At 37.3% G+C, this 19,290-nt stretch carries 22 protein-coding genes; 21 read left to right on the top strand and 1 reads right to left on the bottom strand.

Going from position 1 to position 19,290, the window contains the following annotated elements; genetic code table 11:
* The first annotated feature begins 23 nt into the window (after positions 1 to 23).
* The 11 genes from IGJ32_RS07995 (at position 24) to IGJ32_RS07945 (ending at position 9,537) form a co-directional block, all read left to right on the top strand.
* Positions 24 to 857, top strand: coding sequence for an ABC transporter ATP-binding protein (locus IGJ32_RS07995; RefSeq protein ID WP_172595703.1), 834 nt, complete (start codon positions 24 to 26; stop codon positions 855 to 857).
* Positions 854 to 1,843 carry a FecCD family ABC transporter permease gene (locus tag IGJ32_RS07990; RefSeq protein ID WP_014834567.1) on the top strand — a complete coding sequence of 330 codons (990 nt, stop codon included), beginning with the start codon at positions 854 to 856 and terminating at the stop codon, positions 1,841 to 1,843. Before IGJ32_RS07995 ends, IGJ32_RS07990 begins: the two co-directional genes overlap by 4 nt.
* A complete protein-coding gene (locus tag IGJ32_RS07985; RefSeq protein WP_342082006.1) occupies positions 1,840 to 2,835 on the top strand; it encodes a FecCD family ABC transporter permease in 996 nt (331 codons plus the stop codon). The genes IGJ32_RS07990 and IGJ32_RS07985 overlap by 4 nt, the downstream gene beginning before the upstream one ends.
* Positions 2,836 to 3,195: 360 nt before the next feature.
* Positions 3,196 to 3,741 carry a 5-formyltetrahydrofolate cyclo-ligase gene (locus tag IGJ32_RS07980; protein ID WP_373168930.1) on the top strand — a complete coding sequence of 182 codons (546 nt, stop codon included), beginning with the start codon at positions 3,196 to 3,198 and terminating at the stop codon, positions 3,739 to 3,741.
* Between the two features lie 13 nt (positions 3,742 to 3,754).
* A complete protein-coding gene (locus tag IGJ32_RS07975; protein ID WP_081127401.1) occupies positions 3,755 to 4,453 on the top strand; it encodes a rhomboid family intramembrane serine protease in 699 nt (232 codons plus the stop codon).
* A 20-nt stretch (positions 4,454 to 4,473) separates the two neighbouring features.
* Positions 4,474 to 4,686 (top strand): YqgQ family protein, encoded by a 213-nt coding sequence (locus IGJ32_RS07970; RefSeq protein WP_010718842.1) that lies wholly within the window; start codon positions 4,474 to 4,476, stop codon positions 4,684 to 4,686.
* A complete protein-coding gene (locus tag IGJ32_RS07965; protein ID WP_010718843.1) occupies positions 4,686 to 5,651 on the top strand; it encodes an ROK family glucokinase in 966 nt (321 codons plus the stop codon). The genes IGJ32_RS07970 and IGJ32_RS07965 overlap by 1 nt, the downstream gene beginning before the upstream one ends.
* Positions 5,652 to 5,665: 14 nt before the next feature.
* Complete coding sequence (locus IGJ32_RS07960; RefSeq protein ID WP_342082004.1) at positions 5,666 to 6,061, top strand: rhodanese-like domain-containing protein; 396 nt, start codon at positions 5,666 to 5,668, stop codon at positions 6,059 to 6,061.
* 435 nt (positions 6,062 to 6,496) lie between these two features.
* On the top strand, positions 6,497 to 7,207 hold the full coding sequence (locus tag IGJ32_RS07955; RefSeq protein WP_081127403.1) for a hypothetical protein: 711 nt from the start codon (positions 6,497 to 6,499) through the stop codon (positions 7,205 to 7,207).
* Positions 7,208 to 7,357: 150 nt separating this feature from the next.
* Complete coding sequence (locus tag IGJ32_RS07950) at positions 7,358 to 7,723, top strand: DUF488 domain-containing protein (protein ID WP_010737798.1); 366 nt, start codon at positions 7,358 to 7,360, stop codon at positions 7,721 to 7,723.
* A complete protein-coding gene (locus tag IGJ32_RS07945) occupies positions 7,720 to 9,537 on the top strand; it encodes an FAD/NAD(P)-binding protein (RefSeq protein WP_081127404.1) in 1,818 nt (605 codons plus the stop codon). The genes IGJ32_RS07950 and IGJ32_RS07945 overlap by 4 nt, the downstream gene beginning before the upstream one ends.
* Positions 9,538 to 9,663: 126 nt before the next feature.
* On the opposite strand, the gene IGJ32_RS07940 is transcribed toward IGJ32_RS07945, so the two are convergent.
* Entirely contained in the window at positions 9,664 to 9,831 is a 168-nt protein-coding gene (locus tag IGJ32_RS07940) for a DUF3042 family protein (protein ID WP_081127406.1), read from the bottom strand.
* A gap of 233 nt (positions 9,832 to 10,064) precedes the next feature.
* Between IGJ32_RS07940 and galE the strand changes: the two genes are divergently transcribed.
* The 10 genes from galE (at position 10,065) to IGJ32_RS07890 (ending at position 19,285) form a co-directional block, all read left to right on the top strand.
* A complete protein-coding gene (gene galE, locus IGJ32_RS07935; protein ID WP_034698360.1) occupies positions 10,065 to 11,054 on the top strand; it encodes a UDP-glucose 4-epimerase GalE in 990 nt (329 codons plus the stop codon).
* A gap of 7 nt (positions 11,055 to 11,061) precedes the next feature.
* A complete protein-coding gene (gene galT, locus IGJ32_RS07930) occupies positions 11,062 to 12,546 on the top strand; it encodes a UDP-glucose--hexose-1-phosphate uridylyltransferase (protein ID WP_063627256.1) in 1,485 nt (494 codons plus the stop codon).
* Between the two features lie 38 nt (positions 12,547 to 12,584).
* Positions 12,585 to 13,565 carry a LacI family DNA-binding transcriptional regulator gene (locus tag IGJ32_RS07925; protein WP_063627255.1) on the top strand — a complete coding sequence of 327 codons (981 nt, stop codon included), beginning with the start codon at positions 12,585 to 12,587 and terminating at the stop codon, positions 13,563 to 13,565.
* Positions 13,566 to 13,696: 131 nt separating this feature from the next.
* Entirely contained in the window at positions 13,697 to 14,419 is a 723-nt protein-coding gene (gene tsaB, locus IGJ32_RS07920) for a tRNA (adenosine(37)-N6)-threonylcarbamoyltransferase complex dimerization subunit type 1 TsaB (RefSeq protein WP_081127409.1), read from the top strand.
* A complete protein-coding gene (gene rimI / locus IGJ32_RS07915; RefSeq protein ID WP_010737793.1) occupies positions 14,403 to 14,942 on the top strand; it encodes a ribosomal protein S18-alanine N-acetyltransferase in 540 nt (179 codons plus the stop codon). The genes tsaB and rimI (IGJ32_RS07915) overlap by 17 nt, the downstream gene beginning before the upstream one ends.
* A gap of 9 nt (positions 14,943 to 14,951) precedes the next feature.
* Positions 14,952 to 15,419 carry a ribosomal protein S18-alanine N-acetyltransferase gene (gene rimI / locus IGJ32_RS07910; RefSeq protein ID WP_063627253.1) on the top strand — a complete coding sequence of 156 codons (468 nt, stop codon included), beginning with the start codon at positions 14,952 to 14,954 and terminating at the stop codon, positions 15,417 to 15,419.
* Positions 15,416 to 16,444 carry a tRNA (adenosine(37)-N6)-threonylcarbamoyltransferase complex transferase subunit TsaD gene (gene tsaD, locus IGJ32_RS07905; protein ID WP_094940616.1) on the top strand — a complete coding sequence of 343 codons (1,029 nt, stop codon included), beginning with the start codon at positions 15,416 to 15,418 and terminating at the stop codon, positions 16,442 to 16,444. The genes rimI (IGJ32_RS07910) and tsaD overlap by 4 nt, the downstream gene beginning before the upstream one ends.
* Before the next feature lie 492 nt (positions 16,445 to 16,936).
* The gene (locus IGJ32_RS07900; RefSeq protein WP_010718856.1) at positions 16,937 to 17,518 is read left to right on the top strand and encodes a hypothetical protein; all 582 of its coding nucleotides are present in this window, start codon (positions 16,937 to 16,939) and stop codon (positions 17,516 to 17,518) included.
* A gap of 31 nt (positions 17,519 to 17,549) precedes the next feature.
* The gene (locus tag IGJ32_RS07895) at positions 17,550 to 18,218 is read left to right on the top strand and encodes a class D sortase (RefSeq protein ID WP_373168969.1); all 669 of its coding nucleotides are present in this window, start codon (positions 17,550 to 17,552) and stop codon (positions 18,216 to 18,218) included.
* 212 nt (positions 18,219 to 18,430) lie between these two features.
* Positions 18,431 to 19,285 carry a hypothetical protein gene (locus IGJ32_RS07890; RefSeq protein ID WP_051641758.1) on the top strand — a complete coding sequence of 285 codons (855 nt, stop codon included), beginning with the start codon at positions 18,431 to 18,433 and terminating at the stop codon, positions 19,283 to 19,285.
* Positions 19,286 to 19,290 lie beyond the last annotated feature (5 nt).

Here is a 19,290-nt window from a genome sequence, read left to right as displayed (position 1 = left end):
GTGAAGGAGCTTCATAATTGAGAATGATTTTCAGGGAAAGGATGAAAAATTTGACGACGATTGAAGCTGTTGATATTACAACGGGTTACTTAAATAAACAAGTGATTGAAAAAATGTCTATCAAGATACCAGAAGGAAAAGTGACAAGTTTGATTGGTCCTAATGGCAGTGGTAAATCAACTTTATTAAAAAGTTTTACTCGACTGTTACCTGTCAAAGAAGGAAAGATTATCGTAGATGGATCTGAAATTTCTACATATAGTCCTAAGATGTTAGCGCAAAAAATTGCACTGTTAGCCCAAAGTAGTGAACACCCTTTAGGCATGACTGTCGAAGAGGTGGTCTCTTATGGTCGTTATCCTTATCAAAAATTTTTTAGTGGATTAAATGAAGAAGATCTACATGCTATCCAATGGGCGTTGGAAGCGACACAACTAACTAAGTTGAAAGAAAGGGAGCTTTCGAGTCTATCAGGTGGACAAGCGCAACGAGTTTGGATTGCGATGGCTTTAGCCCAAGAAGCGGATATTTTGATTTTAGATGAGCCAACCACTTTTTTAGATCCTGCGCATCAATTGGAAATCTTACATTTACTGAAAGAGATCAATCATATCAAACAGACAACCATTTTAATGTCGATCCATGACATCAATCACGCTTCTCGCTTTTCTGACTATTTAATTGGAATGAAAGCAGGACAAATAGTGGTTCAAGGCACACCTGATGAAGTAATCACAACGTCATGGATGAGGGAAATCTATGAAATTGAAGCGCAGATCATCGAATTGCCTGAAACGAATAAACCCGTTGTTTTGTCTTACGATTTAATCAATGATCGTAAGGAGGATGAACAATGAAGACAAAGAGGAAACGAATGATTCTTTCCCTATTGTTGCTAGGAGTAGTTAGTATATTTTTCTTTGCGTTAGCCAATGGAGCGGCGGTTGTCGACTTTTCTAATTTGTGGCAAGCGATTTTTAAATTTGACGACTCAGTTCAATCGCAGTTGATTATCCGAACGATTCGGTTGCCTCGAGTGCTTGGGGCTTTCTTAGTCGGAAGCTGTTTTGCTCTTAGTGGCGCATTGATGCAAGGTGTGACACGGAATCCTTTAGCTGATTCAGGGTTATTAGGAATTAATGCAGGAGCATCACTTGCAATGGCTCTTTGTTTTGCGTTTTGGCCACAAGCTTCTGCTTTTTCTGTTTTTTTACTGTCATTACTTGGTTCGTTGGTAGTTACGTTATTTGTTTTTGGTTTCTTACGTTTTTCAAAAATGGGGATGAATCCACTTCAATTGATTTTAGCAGGTGTTGCGATCAGTACTTTTTTTACAGCTATTAGTCAAGCGCTGACACAACTATTCAATTTGCAACAAGACTTGGCGTTTTGGTTCGTGGGAGGCGCTGCGAATGTCACTTGGCATCAATTGGAAATTTTGGCTCCAATTTACCTGTTGACAGTTAGTGGCTCCTTTTTGTTAGGTCGCTCCATCTCGTTGGTCAACTTAAGTGAGTCACATGCCTTGGCATTAGGAGGCAACCCTGGGCGGATCAGATTTTTTGCATTTGTATTAGTGGCGGGGTTAGCTGCAATGGCGGTGTCGTTAGTTGGACCAGTTTCATTTATTGGATTGATGGTTCCACCAATCGTCCGGGGAATCATTGGTTCCGATTATCGGTATGTTTTACCAGCCTCTTTTTTAGTAGGTGGAGGATTAGTGATGTTGGCGGATTATGTTGCACGAATGATCAATCCGCCATTTGAAACGCCATTCGGCTTAATTATTTCCTTGATCGGTGTACCGTTTTTACTACTCCAAGTAAGGAGGGAACAAGGATGAAAAGAAGTTACCGATCACTAGTTGTTTTATTTGTTTTATTAGTTGTTAGTATAGTTGCAAGTTTAATGATTGGCACACCATTTATTCCATTTGATCAATTAGCTGAGGTGTTTCAAGGGAAGGGTTCGGCAATCCAAGAGTTGATTGTTTATGAATTTCGTGCCCCTCGTCTATTAATCAGTCTTCTTGCTGGTATGTGTTTAGGTATTTCAGGCTTTATCTTGCAGGGAGTTACCAGAAATAGACTAGCTGATGCTGGCATATTGGGCATTAACGCTGGAGCAGGTTTTTTCGTTATGATTTATTTGGGCTTTTATGCCAACCAAACTTTTCCGTTTTTACTATTGATCGTGGCTTTTCTAGGCGGCTTGCTTGCAGCTTTACTTGTGTACTTGTTTGCTTATACGAGAAATAGTTTTTTAGGGATGAACCGGCTTTTACTATCAGGAATTGCAGTCAATGCTGGATTGTCGGCATTGATGCTTTTATTTACGATTAAATTGTCGAAAGAAAACTATGGTTTTGTTAATGCATGGTTAGCAGGTTCACTTTGGGGAGCTAGTTGGCCATATGTTTTCTCATTGTTACCTTGGGCAGTCATTTTGCTTCCTTTCGTGCTGATTTACAGTCGACGAATTGGTTTATTATCTTTTGGTCAAGAAAGAGCGCAAAGTCTAGGATTAGACGTGCAGAAAAGTCAAAAAATCCTATTGATACTCGCTGTTGCTTTAGCCTGCGGAAGCGTTGCGGTAGCTGGCAGCTTATCTTTTGTCGGTTTGTTAGCTCCTCATTTGGCTAAATTTGTCGTCAGAAGAGAAAATCAACTGTCCTTGATCTTGAGTGGATTATTTGGGGCATTTTTTGTAACGATTGCAGATGTTCTTACACGAGTGATTCTACCAAGTGGTGAGATTCCTACTGGGATTTTAATTGCGGTCCTAGGAGCTCCATATTTCTTATATTTATTATTTTCCAAACAAACGATTGCTTAGAAAATAAATACGGGGAAGAAACGATTGTGTTGAGTAAGCAGTGTTTCCCAAAGTAGTTTCTCGTTATTTTGAGACTACGATTATTCTGTCTATTCAAATGAAAAGAGTGAATCAGAGGTCGTGAAGGCATCGGAAAGCTCCAATGACAATAAGAAAGAATTTTTTTAACAGCTTCTCATGTTTTGAAAAATTCAGGCTTACTTCAAGGAGCTGATGCGTGAACACCGTTTACTCGTTTTTAGAATAAAGAGTGAGAGTGATGTCTTAAATTCTGTTTATAAAACTCTTTTTATTTAAAAAGTTAAATTGCTATTTTTACTATTTTCCGCTACCATTTTAACGAGAGGTGGGTTGATACGGTTGAGTCATATTAAAGAAAAACTTAGAAAAATTGGCATTGAAAATTTACAAAAGATTGCTAGAAGTGAACAGAAGCAGCAAAAAGAGCAAAAAATTTACCAACAACTCTTTCAAAGTAATGAATGGCAGCAAGCAAAAGTGGTTGGTTTGACGATGGCAAATGAGATAGAAGTGGCTACGACCCCAATTATTGAAAAGGCATGGAAAGAGGGTAAAACCATACTTGTTCCTAAGACATTGCCTGAACGTCAAATGTGTTTTTTTAAAATTGATCCGGATACCCGATTTGAACGCACCGCTTTTGGCGTACTGGAGCCATTATCTGATCATTCTTTTTCACCGGACGCTATCGATTTGCTGATCGTTCCAGGGATTGTTTATCATCAAAATGGTTATCGGATTGGTTTTGGTGGAGGCTACTATGATCGCTATCTAGCCAATTATCCGAACCAGACATGTAGTCTGGTTTTTCAAGAACAAATAAACAATCAATGGGTACCAGAAAGTTTTGATAAAAAAGTGCAACACTTGTTTATCGATAAATAATAAGGAGGGTTACATGAATTATCAACAGAAATTAAAATTAAACGCTTGGCTAAGAAGACCAATTTTGACTTATTTGTTTTTAGCGATACAAACCATCGTGTTTGCAATGATGGAGTTCTTTCCATTTTTAAATATTCCAGCATATTTAGGCATGTTTGGGCCGTCTATTGTAGTTGGAAATGAATGGTGGCGGCTTATTACACCGATTTTCATTCACTTTGGACTGGTGCATTTTGTCATGAATTCTTTGATTTTATATTTTATGGGAGACCAAATTGAAACACTCTACGGCCATTGGCGTTTTTTCTTGATCTATTTGTTTAGTGGTATCCTTGGGAATGCGGCGAGTTTTGCATTCAACGATCTTGGCGTTCTATCTGGTGGAGCAAGTACTTCTTTGTTTGGTTTGTTTGGTGCGTTATTCATTCTTGGATTTCATTTCAAAAATAACTCTCAGGTTCGCCAATTGATTCGTCATTACATGTTGTTTATTGTTATCAGTTTTGTATTTGGTTTGACGGATACCTCAGTCGATATCTGGGGGCATCTCGGTGGGATTGTTGGTGGCTTGCTTATAGGAAATATCATCGGCCTACCACAGAAAGTGACCAATTACTCGATTCATCAAAAAATCCTATCTACGCTTGTTTTTGGATTTCTTTTGATAATATGTGTTTTATTGGGTTTAAAAAACTACGGATTACTTGTATAATGTGAAGGAAGTGCTTTGAGATGGAGAGCTTATATGACGTGCAACAACTGCTCAAACGATTTGGCATCTTTGTCTATGTTGGGTCACGTATCTATGATATTGAATTAATGACGATTGAATTGAAGAATCTTCATGACAGTCGTTTGATCGATCATGATACATACATGACAGCGTGGCGCATACTAAAACGAGAGCACCGAGTGGAAGAAAGCCGAAAGAAAGGAAACTTGTAATGGACAAAAAAATTATTGGGATTGATTTAGGTGGAACAACAGCAAAATTTGCAATTCTAACACCAGAAGGAGAGATTCAACAAAAATGGAGCATCGATACCAATATATTGGATGACGGTAAACATATTATTCCGGAAATTATCGAGTCAGTAAATCATCGTATCAAATTATATAACATGAATGCTGAAAATTTCATCGGAATCGGTATGGGAACACCAGGAAGTGTCGATAGTGAAGCAGGTACAGTGATTGGAGCCTACAATTTAAATTGGACTGAACTTCAATACGTAAAAAAACAAATTGAAGAAGGAACTGGAATCAAATTTGCTATTGATAACGATGCGAACGTTGCTGCTTTAGGTGAGCGCTGGAAAGGTGCAGGGGAAAATGATCCTGACGTTATTTTTGTTACCTTAGGAACGGGTGTCGGTGGCGGAATCGTTGCTGCTGGGAACTTGATCCACGGCGTTGCTGGTGCAGGTGGCGAGATTGGACACATTACAGTGGACCCAGAAGGTTTTGAATGTACATGCGGTAAAAGAGGGTGCTTAGAAACAGTTTCAAGTGCAACAGGTGTAGTTCGCTTAGCACGTTTCTTAGCAGAAGAGTATGCCGGAGATTCAAAATTAAAAGCAATGCTTGACAATGGAGAAGAAGTAACAAGTAAAGATATTTTTGAAATGGCACAAGCAGACGATCCATTTGGTCTGATGGTCGTTGATCGTGTTTGTTTCTACTTAGGATTAGCTTGCGGTAATCTAGGGAACACTATGAACCCATCAAGTATTGTTTTAGGCGGCGGAGTATCTGCTGCCGGGGAATTTTTACGTAGTCGTGTTGAAAAATATTTCAACCAATTTACGTTCCCTCAAGTACAACAATCAACAAAAATCAAATTAGCAGAATTAGGAAATGAAGCTGGCGTGATCGGTGCTGCTTCATTAGCCTTGAAATTTGCGGAATAACGTGGAGGAATGACATGGTTTTATGGGTAATTAACATCATTTTGCTATTGATTATTCTTGCTATTGTGTTTTGGGAAGTTTATCTACGAGTAATGGCAAAACGTTCTGCAAAAACACTGGAAGAAGAAGAATTTCGTGATGGGATGCGTAAGGCACAAGTCATTGATGTTCGTGAAAAAGACGTGTTTGATGCAGGACATATTTTAGGGGCAAGAAATATCCCTTATACTGTTTTAAAAGATTCATTAGGATCTATCCGAAAAGATCAACCGGTGTATATCTACGACCAAAAGAAAAGCTTAAGTATTCGTACAGCGAATAAGTTAAGAAAATCTGGCTACCAAGATATCTATATCTTAAAAGGTGGATATGATGGCTGGTCTGGCAAGATTAAAAGTAAAAAAGTATAGAACGTCATGACGTCAAATTATCGGTCAATCCTGATGAGTTGTGTAAAGTCAAATCTGGGTCAGAATGAACCTCATTCTGTCTCAGATTTTTTGTTATTTCATTTGGAAGGAAAATGGGGCTGAAGAATCAACTTTGATTCTGTAGTAACCACCAGAAGTTAGATTTTGGTCTTACTTTTTGGGATTGATACATTCATCAGTTCCACAAATGATAGAGCCAATTTATCAGAAGTTTTTGTATATAAAGTAACAGATACTTTTTAGAAAATTGCATGACTGATTATTCGATTAGGCAACGGGAATAAAAAGAATTCATTAGATCGCACAAGATAAAATACTAAATTTTATTCTTTCCAGAAATAAAAGTTCTATCTCCATTGCGTACGTCATGTATGATGATTCAATGATAAATCAAACAATGGGGGAGAAAAGAAAATGCCAGAAATATCTAATGAAACTTTCACTGAGCAACAACCTGCAGGAGTAGTAAAAAAAGAAGAAATAACAGAAAAAAGAAAAAAGGAACTTGATAAACTTGTTGGAACGATTGAGGTTTCACTAGCTGGTAAATTAAAAGGAAAGACATATGAGGAGATCGTTGAATCGGTTGTGTCTAAGATTATAAATAAGAAGGTAGAGCAATCTGAACTTGGGAGAGTATTATACTCACTAGATCTTTCTGCCCAATTATATCAGCAGGTCGTAAAGGATTATAACATAAAACGCTTAATCAGCCATGATGGTCCAAGCCAAAGTAAAGTCTCTATAACCAATTCTGTGGTTATAGAAAATATAGAAAGCGCAATAGATTCTCCACAAATAATAATAGAAGATCAATCGGTCGAACAAAAAGATAGTTCAAAACCAGAAAACATTCAAGAACAAAAAACAAGTAAGTTGACCACAGAAAAGCTAACGTTTAGGAAAAGGATTAAGAAGTGGGGTCAATCGTTAAACATTTTCAGAAAGAGTAACACAGATAAACCAGAGAATATAACAAATTGTCAAGGAATTGAAATGGATAAGGGTGGGGTACCTTTAAAAAAAATATTGAGACGACAATCGAGCGAAACTAATGATGATTGTCATAAGAATAACCAACGCCTATACCCTGTCCCTCTCGAAAAGGGAGATAGGAATCACTAGCAAGTATCCATAAATCGTGCAAAATTGAAACTTAGCATTTAGGGAGTACTAACAGAAATCAAGCCACGATTTTTTGCTATGACATAATCAAAGGAGAATCTAATCATTTATGCTATGATCAATGTATAAGCAATGAAAGAAGTGGAGAGAATGATCAAACTGAAAAGAGTGTACAGTGCGCGCGAAAAGGGTGATGGCTTTAGAATTTTAGTTGATCGAATATGGCCAAGAGGGATATCAAAGGAAAAAGCACAGATTGATCTATGGTTAAAGGAGATTGCACCAAGTACTGAGTTGAGAAAATTCTTTGGACATCTTCCTGAGCGTTTTCCTGTTTTTGAAGAAAAATACCTAGAAGAGTTAATGACAGATCAAGAAAAGCAATTGGCAGTCAAGCAGTTAGCTGAACTCTGTCAAAACTATCCAATCGTGACCTTAGTTTATGGTGCAAAGAATGAACAGCAAAATCAAGCCGTGGTGCTAAAAGCGTTGATGGAAAGGAAGCTGAATCGATGATTATTGGCATTGTTGGGGCAGGCCCCAGAGGACTAAGCATGGTAGAACGATTGATCCGAAACAATCGGGAAAACCAACATATCCAGATCTGTTTATTCGATCCTGAGGGGCCTGGTGGTCGAGTCTGGCGGCTCGATCAACCAACAGAGTTATTGATGAACTCAGTCTCTCAGCAAGTTACGCTTTTTACAGATGAAACATTAACAAGTGGCGGAGAGATTTCACCGGGGCCTAATTTATATCAATGGAGCCAAACAGAGGCGAAAAAGTATATCGAAAAGCAACAGTTTGTGAATAAAGAATTTTTTTTGGCAGAAGCCGAGCGCTTACGTGCCAATGAACCAGCTACCAGATGTTTTTATGGCTTGTACCAACAGTGGTTTTATGAACAATTAAAAAAATTAGCACCGCATTCATTCACTATCGTTCGATCCTTAGTGAAAGAGATTGATAAGATAAAGACAGGTTTTTACTTGAAAACAAACGAACAGCATTTAGTAGTAGATCAGTTAGTGATGACTACGGGACATTGGGAAAATAAAGTATCCAAAGACGAGAAAAGGTTTTATGACTATGCTGAAAAAGAGCAATTGTTCTACCAACCGCCAGCAAATCCAGCTGATGTTTCCGTAGAAACTATTCCGCCAAAAGCCACAGTGATTCTTAGAGGATTAGGTCTAAGTTTTTTTGATTATGTAGGTTTACTTACCGAGAATAGAGGAGGTAAGTTTGAAAAACAAGGAGAGAAATTGGTATATTTGCCGTCTGGACGTGAGCCGATCGTATACTGCGGGTCTAGAAAAGGGTTGCCCTATTTTCCTCGAGGAAAAAATGAAAAACGGGGAGGAGCAATGGCTGTTCCTAAATTGATCACCAAAGAAAATTTAGCAAAGCTTTATCAAAATCAACAATTAACTGGGAAACTGTTTTTCGACTTGCTAAAAAAAGATGTCGAACTTTTTTATTATAAGAAATTAATTGAGGAAAAACATCTAGCTATTTCACCAGTATTATTTGAACAAATCTTTTTAACACGTGATCAAAGTGATTGGCAAAAACAATTTCCTGAATTACAGCCTTATCAATGGGAGTGGGATTTTTTTGAAACGCCTATCTATCATGAGAAGCACGACTTTCAAAAAGAAAGTCGAAGGTTTATTGATTATCAAATCAATGAATCAATGAAAGGAAATTGTACTGGGGCGCTTGCTTCAGCTTTTGATGCGTTAAAAGATTGGCGTGATCCTGTCCATCTGGTCATTGAATGGGGCATCTTCACTGCCAAAGAATATAGAGAAGTATTATGGGGTTGGTTTACTAAGCTCAATGCTTTTCTCACGATCGGTCCGCCAGTTGTTCGGACAAGAGAATTAGCCGCTCTGATTGATGCGGGTATTTTCACAATCGTTTCCCCGCCGCTGGAAATCAAAACAGAAGCCGGTTTCTTTATCGTAGAAAACGAGGGAAAACGGATTGAAAGTCGCTACTTGATTGAAGCCCGACTCCCGCAGACTGATTTGACACAGACAAAGAATCCAGCATTAAATAGCTTGAAAAAACATCAGCTGATTCGTCCTTTTACTTATCAGGACACGACTGGCGTGTATGAAACTGGTGCAATTGATATCAAACTAAGCACCAATCAAGTCTGGAACAAACAGGGAGAGCTAGAAGAAAATTTATATTGTTTAGGGATTCCGGTCGAAGGTGTGGATTGGTTGACAGCTACAGTCTCACGACCATATACCGATGCTTGGAATTTGAGGCAAATCGATAAAGTGGCACAGCTGATTCTTGGAAGGACAACCAATTGAAGCAAAAAACACAACCGACTCTAAAGGCTAGATCATTCATCTAACTTTTAAGATCGGTTGTGTTTTACTAATTAATAATGATTCTTTGGGCTATAAAAGGGATGATTTTCTTGAATCGTTTAAAGATTAGCGAGCTACACGTTTACGCATCGCTTTTTTACGATTTTCTTCGATCATTGTTTCTTTTTCATCAATGGGATCGATTACTGTTTTTTTAACTGAAGCTACCAATCCAGCAACAAGTGCCGCTGTTGCAAGACTACCGACTAAAATTCCAGATACAAATTTTTTCATTAAATCCACCTCGTTTATTAGTTGTTGCTTCTATTATGTAACAAATTGAAAAAAAAGGCTAGTCTGACGTCTATTTATTGGAAACCTTTACAAATTTTCCTTGAAAATATTTACTAAATGTTTTATTATAAATTTACTAAATAAATAGCAAAGGCAACAGAAACAAAAGAGTCATAGTTTCAAACGATTCAAAACGTACTTTTTGCTGCTTTTGTAAAAAAAGGAGTGTTTTCATGGCAATCTTGGTATTGGGTGGCGCAGGTTATATCGGTTCACATGCTGTTGATCGGTTGATCAATCAAAACTATCAAGTGGTAGTAGTGGATAATTTATTAACGGGGCATCAAGCAGCAATTCATCCTAAAGCACAATTTTACAAAGGTGACATTCGGGATAAATCTTTTTTACAGTCTGTTTTTGAAAAAGAAACGATCGAAGGAGTCCTTCATTTTGCAGCTAGTTCATTAGTGGGAGAGTCTGTTGAGAAACCATTGAAGTATTTTAATAACAATGTCTATGGTATGCAAATATTGTTAGAAGTGATGCATGAATATCATGTGAAGAATATTGTCTTTTCATCTACAGCAGCCACTTATGGTGAACCTACAGAATCACCAATTACCGAAGCAACTCCTACGAATCCAAAAAATCCGTACGGTGAAAGCAAATTGATGATGGAAAAAATGATGAAATGGTGTGACCAAGCCTATGGCATGCGATATGTAGCATTGCGTTATTTCAATGTAGCAGGTGCAAAAGCAGATGCATCGATTGGGGAAGATCACACACCAGAAACGCATTTAGTTCCTATTATTCTCCAAGTAGCTCTAGGTCAACGTGATTCTTTGGCGATTTACGGTGATGATTACGATACACCCGATGGAACATGCATCCGAGATTATGTTCAAGTGGAAGATTTAGCTGATGCCCATATCTTAGCTTTAGAATATTTAAGCGCGGGGAATGAAAGTAACTTCTTTAATCTAGGGAGCAATCAAGGCTACTCCGTCAAAGAAATGCTTGAAGCGGCTAGAGAAGTAACAAATCGAGAAATTCCAGCTAAGGTGGCACCACGTAGAGCCGGAGATCCAAGCCGGTTGGTCGCTTCCAGTGCTAAAGCTGAAGAAATCTTAGGTTGGCGACCAGCTTACACAGATGTAAAAGAAATCATTAAAACAGCCTGGGATTGGCATGTGAGTCATCCCCATGGTTATGAGGAGTAGAGAGAAGATGACAATCAGTCAAACGATTTGTGATTTTACGACACTAGCAATTGAAGCTGGTGGCTGGATGGAAATGGATCGAATTTATTTGCAAAATCGAATTTTGGGAATGATCGGCGAAGAGGCTTTGGAAAACACTGAAGTGCGCCCTGTTTCAGAAGAATCGGTGGTGTTACTTGATCGGTTAGTCGAACAAGCCAAAAAAAATGAAGTGGTTACTGATTTACCAGCTGAAATCGAAATCTTTGAAGCACAATTAATGGATTTTTTAACACCACCACCATCAGTAGTCAATGCGTTTTTTGCACAACATTACGCAACAAATCCAGAAGAAGCAACAGACTACTTTTATCAATTGAGTAAAAGAAATGATTATATCAAAACCAGAGCGATTGCGAAAAATATCAGATATACGTATCCTTCAGAATATGGCGAATTAGAGATTACGATCAACTTATCCAAGCCTGAAAAAGATCCTAAGCAAATTGCTGCCGAAAAACATGCCAAAAAAGTTGATTATCCTGAGTGTATGCTTTGTATGAACAATGAAGGCTATAAAGGACGTTTAAATTATCCAGCTCGCACCAATCATCGAATCATCAGAATGAATCTTGATGGGGAAAGTTGGGGATTTCAGTATTCTCCATATGCTTATTACAATGAACATTCGATCATCTTGTCAGAAGAGCATCGTCCTATGAAGATTACGAAAGAAACATTTTCACGTTTATTAAAAATCACAGAGGTTTTACCACACTACTTTGTTGGTTCAAACGCAGATCTGCCAATTGTTGGAGGATCGATTCTGTCACATGATCATTACCAAGCAGGGCGCCATGAATTTCCAATGGCTAAAGCTCCAATCGAACGATTAATCAAATTATCGGATTATCCTCAAGTAATCGCAGGTGTTGTCAAATGGCCGATGTCTGTCATTCGTCTGCAAGCGACGGGGAAAGAAATCCTAGTGGAAGCTGCTAATAGTATTTTAGAAAAATGGCATCAATATTCAGATCCCGCGGTAGCAGTGACGGCATTTTCTAAAGATGGTACGCCCCATCATACGATTACACCAATTGCTAGAAAACGCGAAAATTATTTTGAACTCGATTTAGTGTTACGAGATAACAATGTCTCTGACGAACATCCAGAAGGGATTTTCCATCCTCACCGAGATATCCAGCATATTAAAAAAGAAAATATCGGTTTGATCGAAGTCATGGGATTAGCTGTTTTACCACCTCGTTTAAAATCAGAAATGGCAGAAGTAGAAAAGTATTTGCTTGGACAAGAAAATAAGATAGCTGAGTATCACATGGAATGGGCGAAGGGCTTGAAAGCCGACCATCCAAATGTGACAACTGAAACAGTAACAGAGATCGTTCAGCAAGCTATTGGTAAAGTTTTTGCTCGTGTGTTGGAAGATTCAGGGGTATTCAAACGCGATATAAAAGGTCAAGAAGCTTTCCAACGCTTTACTGCAACGCTTTAAGAAGGATGCCCGAGTGGAATAGATAGGAGGAGAAACAAGTGGCAACGATTAAAGATATTGCAAAGTTGGCAGGGGTTTCTCCTGCTACTGTGTCAAGAGTCTTAAATGATGATCAGGAGTTATCAGTTAGCCTAGCAACGAAAAGAAAAATTTTTGAGGCTGCTGAAGAGTTGAATTACACGAAGCATCATAGAAACACATCGTTGAATCAAAAGTCGTTGCGTTTGATCCAATGGTACAATGATCAAGAAGAATTAGAGGATCTCTATTATCTTGCTATTCGTTTGGGAATAGAGAAAAAGGCAGAGGAATCAAATGTGACTTTGCTAAAGGAAACGTGGGACGCTATCAGTGATAGACCGACAAATGGAACGATTGCTCTAGGAAAATTCGATGAGCAGCAGTTGATTGAATTGAAGCAGACACAAAGCAATCTGTTATTAGTTGATTTTGATGGAACACCCTATAACATTAATTCATTAATCGTTGATTTTCAAACAAGTATCCAAAAAGTGATTGATTATTTTTTTAACCAAGATAAAAAAACGATTGCAATGCTTGCTGGTAGGGAATACACCAAAAAAGGACATCAACGGATTGATGACCCAAGGATTGCTGCCTACCAACAAATCATGGCTGGTAAAGGATTGACTACAACGATCATTGAAGCAGATTTTTCAGTTGAATCTGGCTATCGGAAAGTCAAAGAATACTTAGATAGTGGACAGTATTCGTTTGAGGCGCTGTTTGCAGCAAATGACACACTAGCGATCGGTGCATTGAAGGCAATTAACGAAAAAGGTCTAAAAGTACCTGAGGATATCTCATTGATCGGATTCAATGACATTAGTGTAGCAAAATATGTTTCCCCAGCTCTTTCGACAGTCAAAGTTCACACGGAATGGATGGGGGAACTGGCGGTAGAGACCGTTTTACAAATGATGAATGAAAAAGCACCTGTTTCGAGAAAAATCATTGTAGAAACGGATCTTATCTTGCGTGAGTCTACAAAAAACTAAAGAACAAATCAAGAGAAAGTTGCGAATGATTGCAACTTTTTTTCTTTTTTTCTGAAATGAATTGTCTTTTTCTTAGCAAGAAGTATGCTACAATATAAAACGATAGAAGTTAGTAGAAAGGATGCATCAAAATGATTACATTAGGGATAGACACCGCTAATCAAACTTTAGCGATCGGCGTGATTGAAGATGATACTGTCTTAGGACAAATCCAAATCAATAAACAGAAAAATCATAGCGTTAGTTTGATGCCGGCTATCGATCAGTTATTCTCAGCACTCGGATTAACACCAACCGCTATCGATCGAATTGCTGTTTCCGATGGACCAGGTTCATACACCGGTCTAAGAATCGGTGTAACTACTGCAAAAACACTTGCATATACATTGGGTAAAGAACTTGTGGGGATTTCAAGTTTACAAGCAATTGCTGCTAATTGCCGGAACGTAAATGGGTTGATCGTGCCTTTATTTGATGCAAGAAGAAAAAATGTTTATGCTGGTGTGTACCGAAGACAAAATGGAAAATTAGAAACAGTTCTTGAAGATGTACATATTTCAATTGAAGAACTGCTTAAGCAACTGTCTCAGTTCGATGAACCTATCTTATTTGTCGGAACAGATACGCAAAAATTTACGAATGAAATAAAGGAAGTATTACATGAAGCAGAAATAAATAAGGTGCTTGAATGGGATCTTCCTAATGGCTGTACGATTGCAACATTAGGGGCCAATCGTGAACCAGTAAGAGATTTAACCAATTTTGTACCACGTTATTTGAAAAAAGTAGAAGCAGAGGAAAAGTGGTTGGAAACCCACACTCCTGGAGACGAAAGATATGTTGAAAAAATTTAAAGCATATGCTAGAAGTTTATTCTATGAAAAAAAAGAATTTGCTACTAAGATAATTGAAAATCAAGGGAAAAGCTATCGAATAAAAGAGCTGATACCTCGAGATATCAAAGATTTATTATCGATTGAACGCCAGGTATACAATGGCGAATTACCATGGACAAAAAGTGCCTTCCTTTCTGAATTAAATTCACCTTTTCAAAATTTATATTTAGGAATACTAGACGGTGAACAGTTAATTGGATTTATAGGTGCGAGAATTTTTGGCTTGGATTGCCATATTACAAATATTGCGGTTATTCCTGTGTACCAACGAAGAAACATTGGTACATTGTTAATTGACGAAATTGAAAAATTTGCTATAATGAATCGCTGTGACACACTCTCTTTAGAGGTGAGAATGAGTAATCAAGATGCCCAAAGACTCTATCGGAAATTAGGATTTCAATCGAACAAAGTAAAAAAAGGGTATTATACCCAAACAAATGAAGATGGATTAGAAATGATCAAATATTTAGAAAAATGAGAGGTACAATTGATTTATACTAAGAATGACTTTGAAGATGAACAGTTAGCGTCTTGTTTATGGGCGCTTTGTGAGGAAGCATATGAACATGGTTCTCCTTGGACCAAAGACCAATTTTTAATGGATATCCAACAACCACATACGCAATATTACTTATTGGTGGAAAATTCGCTACTCCAAGGATTCATTGGCTATTCGAAAGTTATCGATGAGACGGAGATCACGAATATTGCTGTGGCAAAAAAACTGCAAAAAAAAGGGTATGCACGTCAGTTATTACGCTTTTTATTAGACCGAGAAAAACAAGCAGGAACATATAATGTTTATTTAGAAGTACGAACGTCTAACCTAGCAGCTCGTCATCTTTACCAATCAGAGAAATTTAGAGAACTAGGGAAACGAAAATCTTATTATCATGATCCAGTAGAAGATGCGATCATTATGAGTACAAAGTTAAAAACGGAGACGATGAAATGAAAGAAGAATTGATTCTGGCAATTGAATCAAGTTGCGATGAAACGAGTGTCGCAGTTGTGAAAAATGGTGATGAGATTTTAGCCAATGTCATTGCTTCACAGATTAACAGCCATAAAAGATTTGGCGGTGTTGTTCCAGAGGTAGCAAGTCGCCATCATGTAGAGCAAATCACTTTATGTATCGAAGACGCTTTGGCGGAGGCAGGCACTTCTGTTGAACAACTGAGTGCTGTAGCGGTTACTTATGGTCCTGGTTTAGTTGGTTCGTTACTGATTGGGATTTCTGCCGCTAAAGCTTTTGCTTGGGCGAACAATTTGCCTTTGATACCTGTGAACCATATGGCAGGTCATATTTACGCTGCACGCTTTCAAAAGCCTTTTGAATTTCCGCTACTAGCATTGCTTGTCAGTGGTGGACATACAGAGCTGGTCTATATGAAGGAAGACGGGAACTATCAAATCATCGGTGAAACGAGAGACGATGCCGCTGGAGAAGCTTATGACAAAGTTGGTCGTGTCTTAGGTTTGAGTTATCCAAGCGGAAAAGAAATCGATCAGTTAGCGCATCGTGGTGAAGATACCTACCATTTTCCAAGAGCTATGATCCATGAAAGTAATTATGATTTTAGCTTTAGTGGTTTAAAAAGCGCCTTTATCAATTTAGTACACAACGCCCAACAACGTGGAGAAACTCTTGATACAAATAATTTAGCTGCTAGTTTTCAAGCGAGCGTTGTGGACGTTTTAGTCAATAAAACCCTTCGTGCTTGTAACGAATACCCAGTCAAACAATTGATTGTAGCAGGTGGAGTTGCAGCCAATCAAGGATTGCGTGAAACGCTCGAAGAGGCATTGAAAAAAGAACATCCAGAAATTGAACTGCTGATCCCTCCATTAAAACTTTGTGGTGATAATGCAGCAATGATTGGAGCAGCTGCGCATGTAGAGTTGAAACAAGCCAATTTCGCTGATCTTCGTTTAAATGCGAAACCTAGTTTGGTATTGAATCAAGGAGGAAATGAGTAAAATTCACCTTATTTTCGTATACATGGCAAGAGCGGTTGAGAAAAACTTACTTTGTAGTAAGTGAAATCGATTAATTAATGAAATATGAAAGTTAGAATATCATTTTTATTTTTACATCTATCAAAGAGCTTGGGACAATCTTTTATTTGTTCCAAGCTTTTTTGACTTAAAATTTCTAAATTTGGAAATTTTTGTTCTATTGTTCAAATCGTTATATTAATAAGAGATCTCGCGATAATACGGATTAGAGATTAAGAATATAAATGACGTAAATACTATGTTCTCAGTAAAATCGCTTATTATAATAACTATTTTTAAATAGTAATTGTTATTTTGCGAGTAGTGATTTTATTACGATGGTTATTTGTTTTGAAGGCATTTATTTAATTGTCTTAAGAAATAACATATGCTAATATGGATGGTAGAAATGCTTTTATGTGTTATTTTTTAATGGTTGTTTAATTATTTTGATAGGAAAAGGAGAGTTAGAAGATGAAATATGTGTTACAGAGTATGGTTTTAATTTTATGTAGTTTCTTTTTTACGTCTTATGTTGATGCTGCCGGGGCGATTTCGCAAGATGAGCAAATGATCATCCAAGAATTGACTCAACCTATTTTAATTCAAGGCAAAGAATTTCAAATGCCTCAAACATATATTACACAAACTGAAAATTATTTAAAACAAAATGATTTATCCAAGTCACAAGTGGATACAGCAGTAAAAAATATCCAAAATGTGAAGCAAAAACTGACTAATTTAGACATTGATTTGTCATCGGTTCATACGATAAATGATTTAATAAAAATTATCCCTAGGGAAACGATTTTGGAAATTCAGCAATTGATTTCATCAACAGCGGATGCTTTAGGATTAGTCGTTTTAAGTTGGAATAAGGGGTATGTTGAGCTAGGCACACAAAACTCTGATGGCTCGATTTCAGCAGTGTTCAACTCGAAACAACCGATTAAACAAACGGGAACATTCCCTATCTCAAGCATTCTTGCAATTGGATGTTTAATGATGACTGCGACAGGTGCATTCATCGTAGGAAAGAAAGTCAAACTTGCATAAAAAAAAGAAAAAATTAAAAAGAATAGGCGGAATGATTTTTACCCCTATCTTTTTTTTGATCATGGGTTATTCGCTAATGTATATTATTGGGCGACCTGTCATTCAGTTTACGACTTCTTCCTTACGATTGTTTCTGCTTTCGGATATTCCAAAATATGAAAAAAAGACACAACCATCAGCTAAAGGTATGTCAACTAGTGAGTTAGAAGAAAAACGGAAAACAATTGAGTTGGAAGGAGAGAACATTCCCTCCAGTAAAATCGATTATCCAAGAAGCGGGTATCAAGATGGACAGGTTGATGTTGCTTCTGTAAATTTGAATGTGCCCTTATATTATGGAGACTCAGATGATATTTTACGAGAAGGTGCTGGACAATACATGGGGTCTGTGTATCCAGGTGAACATGGGACTACATTGATTGGTGGGCATAATAGTAGTGAATTTGGAAAATTAAGTGCTGTCAAAATTACGGATAAGATTAACATTTCCACTAGTTATGGTGAGTATGTTTACCAAGTATACGAAACAAAGATTTTAGATAAAAATGCGAAATTGATTAGTCAACTTCTAGTTCAAAAACAGCAAGGAAAACTGATTTTGTATACTTGTTATCCAGTCGATAGTATTGGAATGACGGATCAAAGATTATTTATTCTAGGCGATCTCATTAAGGGGCCAATGATCCAACCAGATAAATAATGAATTGAAAAATTGCGCTACTAATATGTTAAGCAAAACGCTTTGAAAAGAGGTGGATTTACCAAAAAAGAATCAAATGATCAATCGAATAATCGCTTGTTTGGCTCACTAAAAATGAAGTTAGTGGATAAAAAATTTCGAAGTGGGGCAATTTAAGCTGCAATGAGTTTGTGAAATTTTATGGTCTTTTCTTACATTTGGTAAAAATAGTTATGAAAAAAAGAAAACAATGGCGAAAAGTGCCAAAAATGATTCTTGCTTTTATCTGTTCGCTTAGTTTATTTGCAATTTTTGTCTTGGGCATTCTTAAGATTACTTTATTCAATCAAAATTTTATGATCCGTGCAGTGGAATCCTCACATTATGGGGAAACGATCACTAAAGAGATCAATCACACAATTGCTGATGTAGGAAGAGGTGCCAATATCTCCCAAAAATGGTTGAATCAGACAGTTTCAGAAAGCTTAGTAAATGATAATATCAAACAATATATTCATAGTATCTATGCTGGCTCAACCTTTCAATTAGAAGGGGAGAAGCAAATAGAAGAGACAGTCCAAAGCCAATTAGAAAGTTATGGAAAAGAAAAGAATTACCCAAGAAATGCAGAATTTGAAACCACAGTAAATAAACTAAAAAAAGTGAGTATTGAAACAGTTCGGCGTGATATCGAAATCCCTTATTTTGCGTTATACGGCAAAAAAATAATGGCTTATACATCCACCCTTAACCTGTTGCTCATTTTTGCAGTCGCTTTTTTTGGAATCTTATTTTCCGCAATCATTTCGCTTAACAAACCTTTCTTTCATTTAATTATCCGTTACCTTGCTTATGTGATCGGTGGAGCTGGATTAATGGTAGGGGCTTTGCCGACCTATTTGTATGTAACTCGATTGATTGAACGATTGGGTATTCATTCTGAAGCTCTATACTTATTTTTAACGACTTATTTGAAAAATTTTCTCTTTATGTTTATGAAATTTGGTCTTTTCAGTATCCTGTTGAGCTTGTTCCTATTTGGTGTAAGTGAGTTTTTCAGAAAGAAAATAGTTCGACGTGAAAAATAGAATAG

The organism is Enterococcus sp. DIV1639a, from assembly GCF_050530445.1.
Lineage (GTDB): Bacteria > Bacillota > Bacilli > Lactobacillales > Enterococcaceae > Enterococcus_B > Enterococcus_B hirae.
Note: the sequence above shows the minus strand (reverse complement) of the source record. Positions and strands in the feature narration are given on the sequence as shown.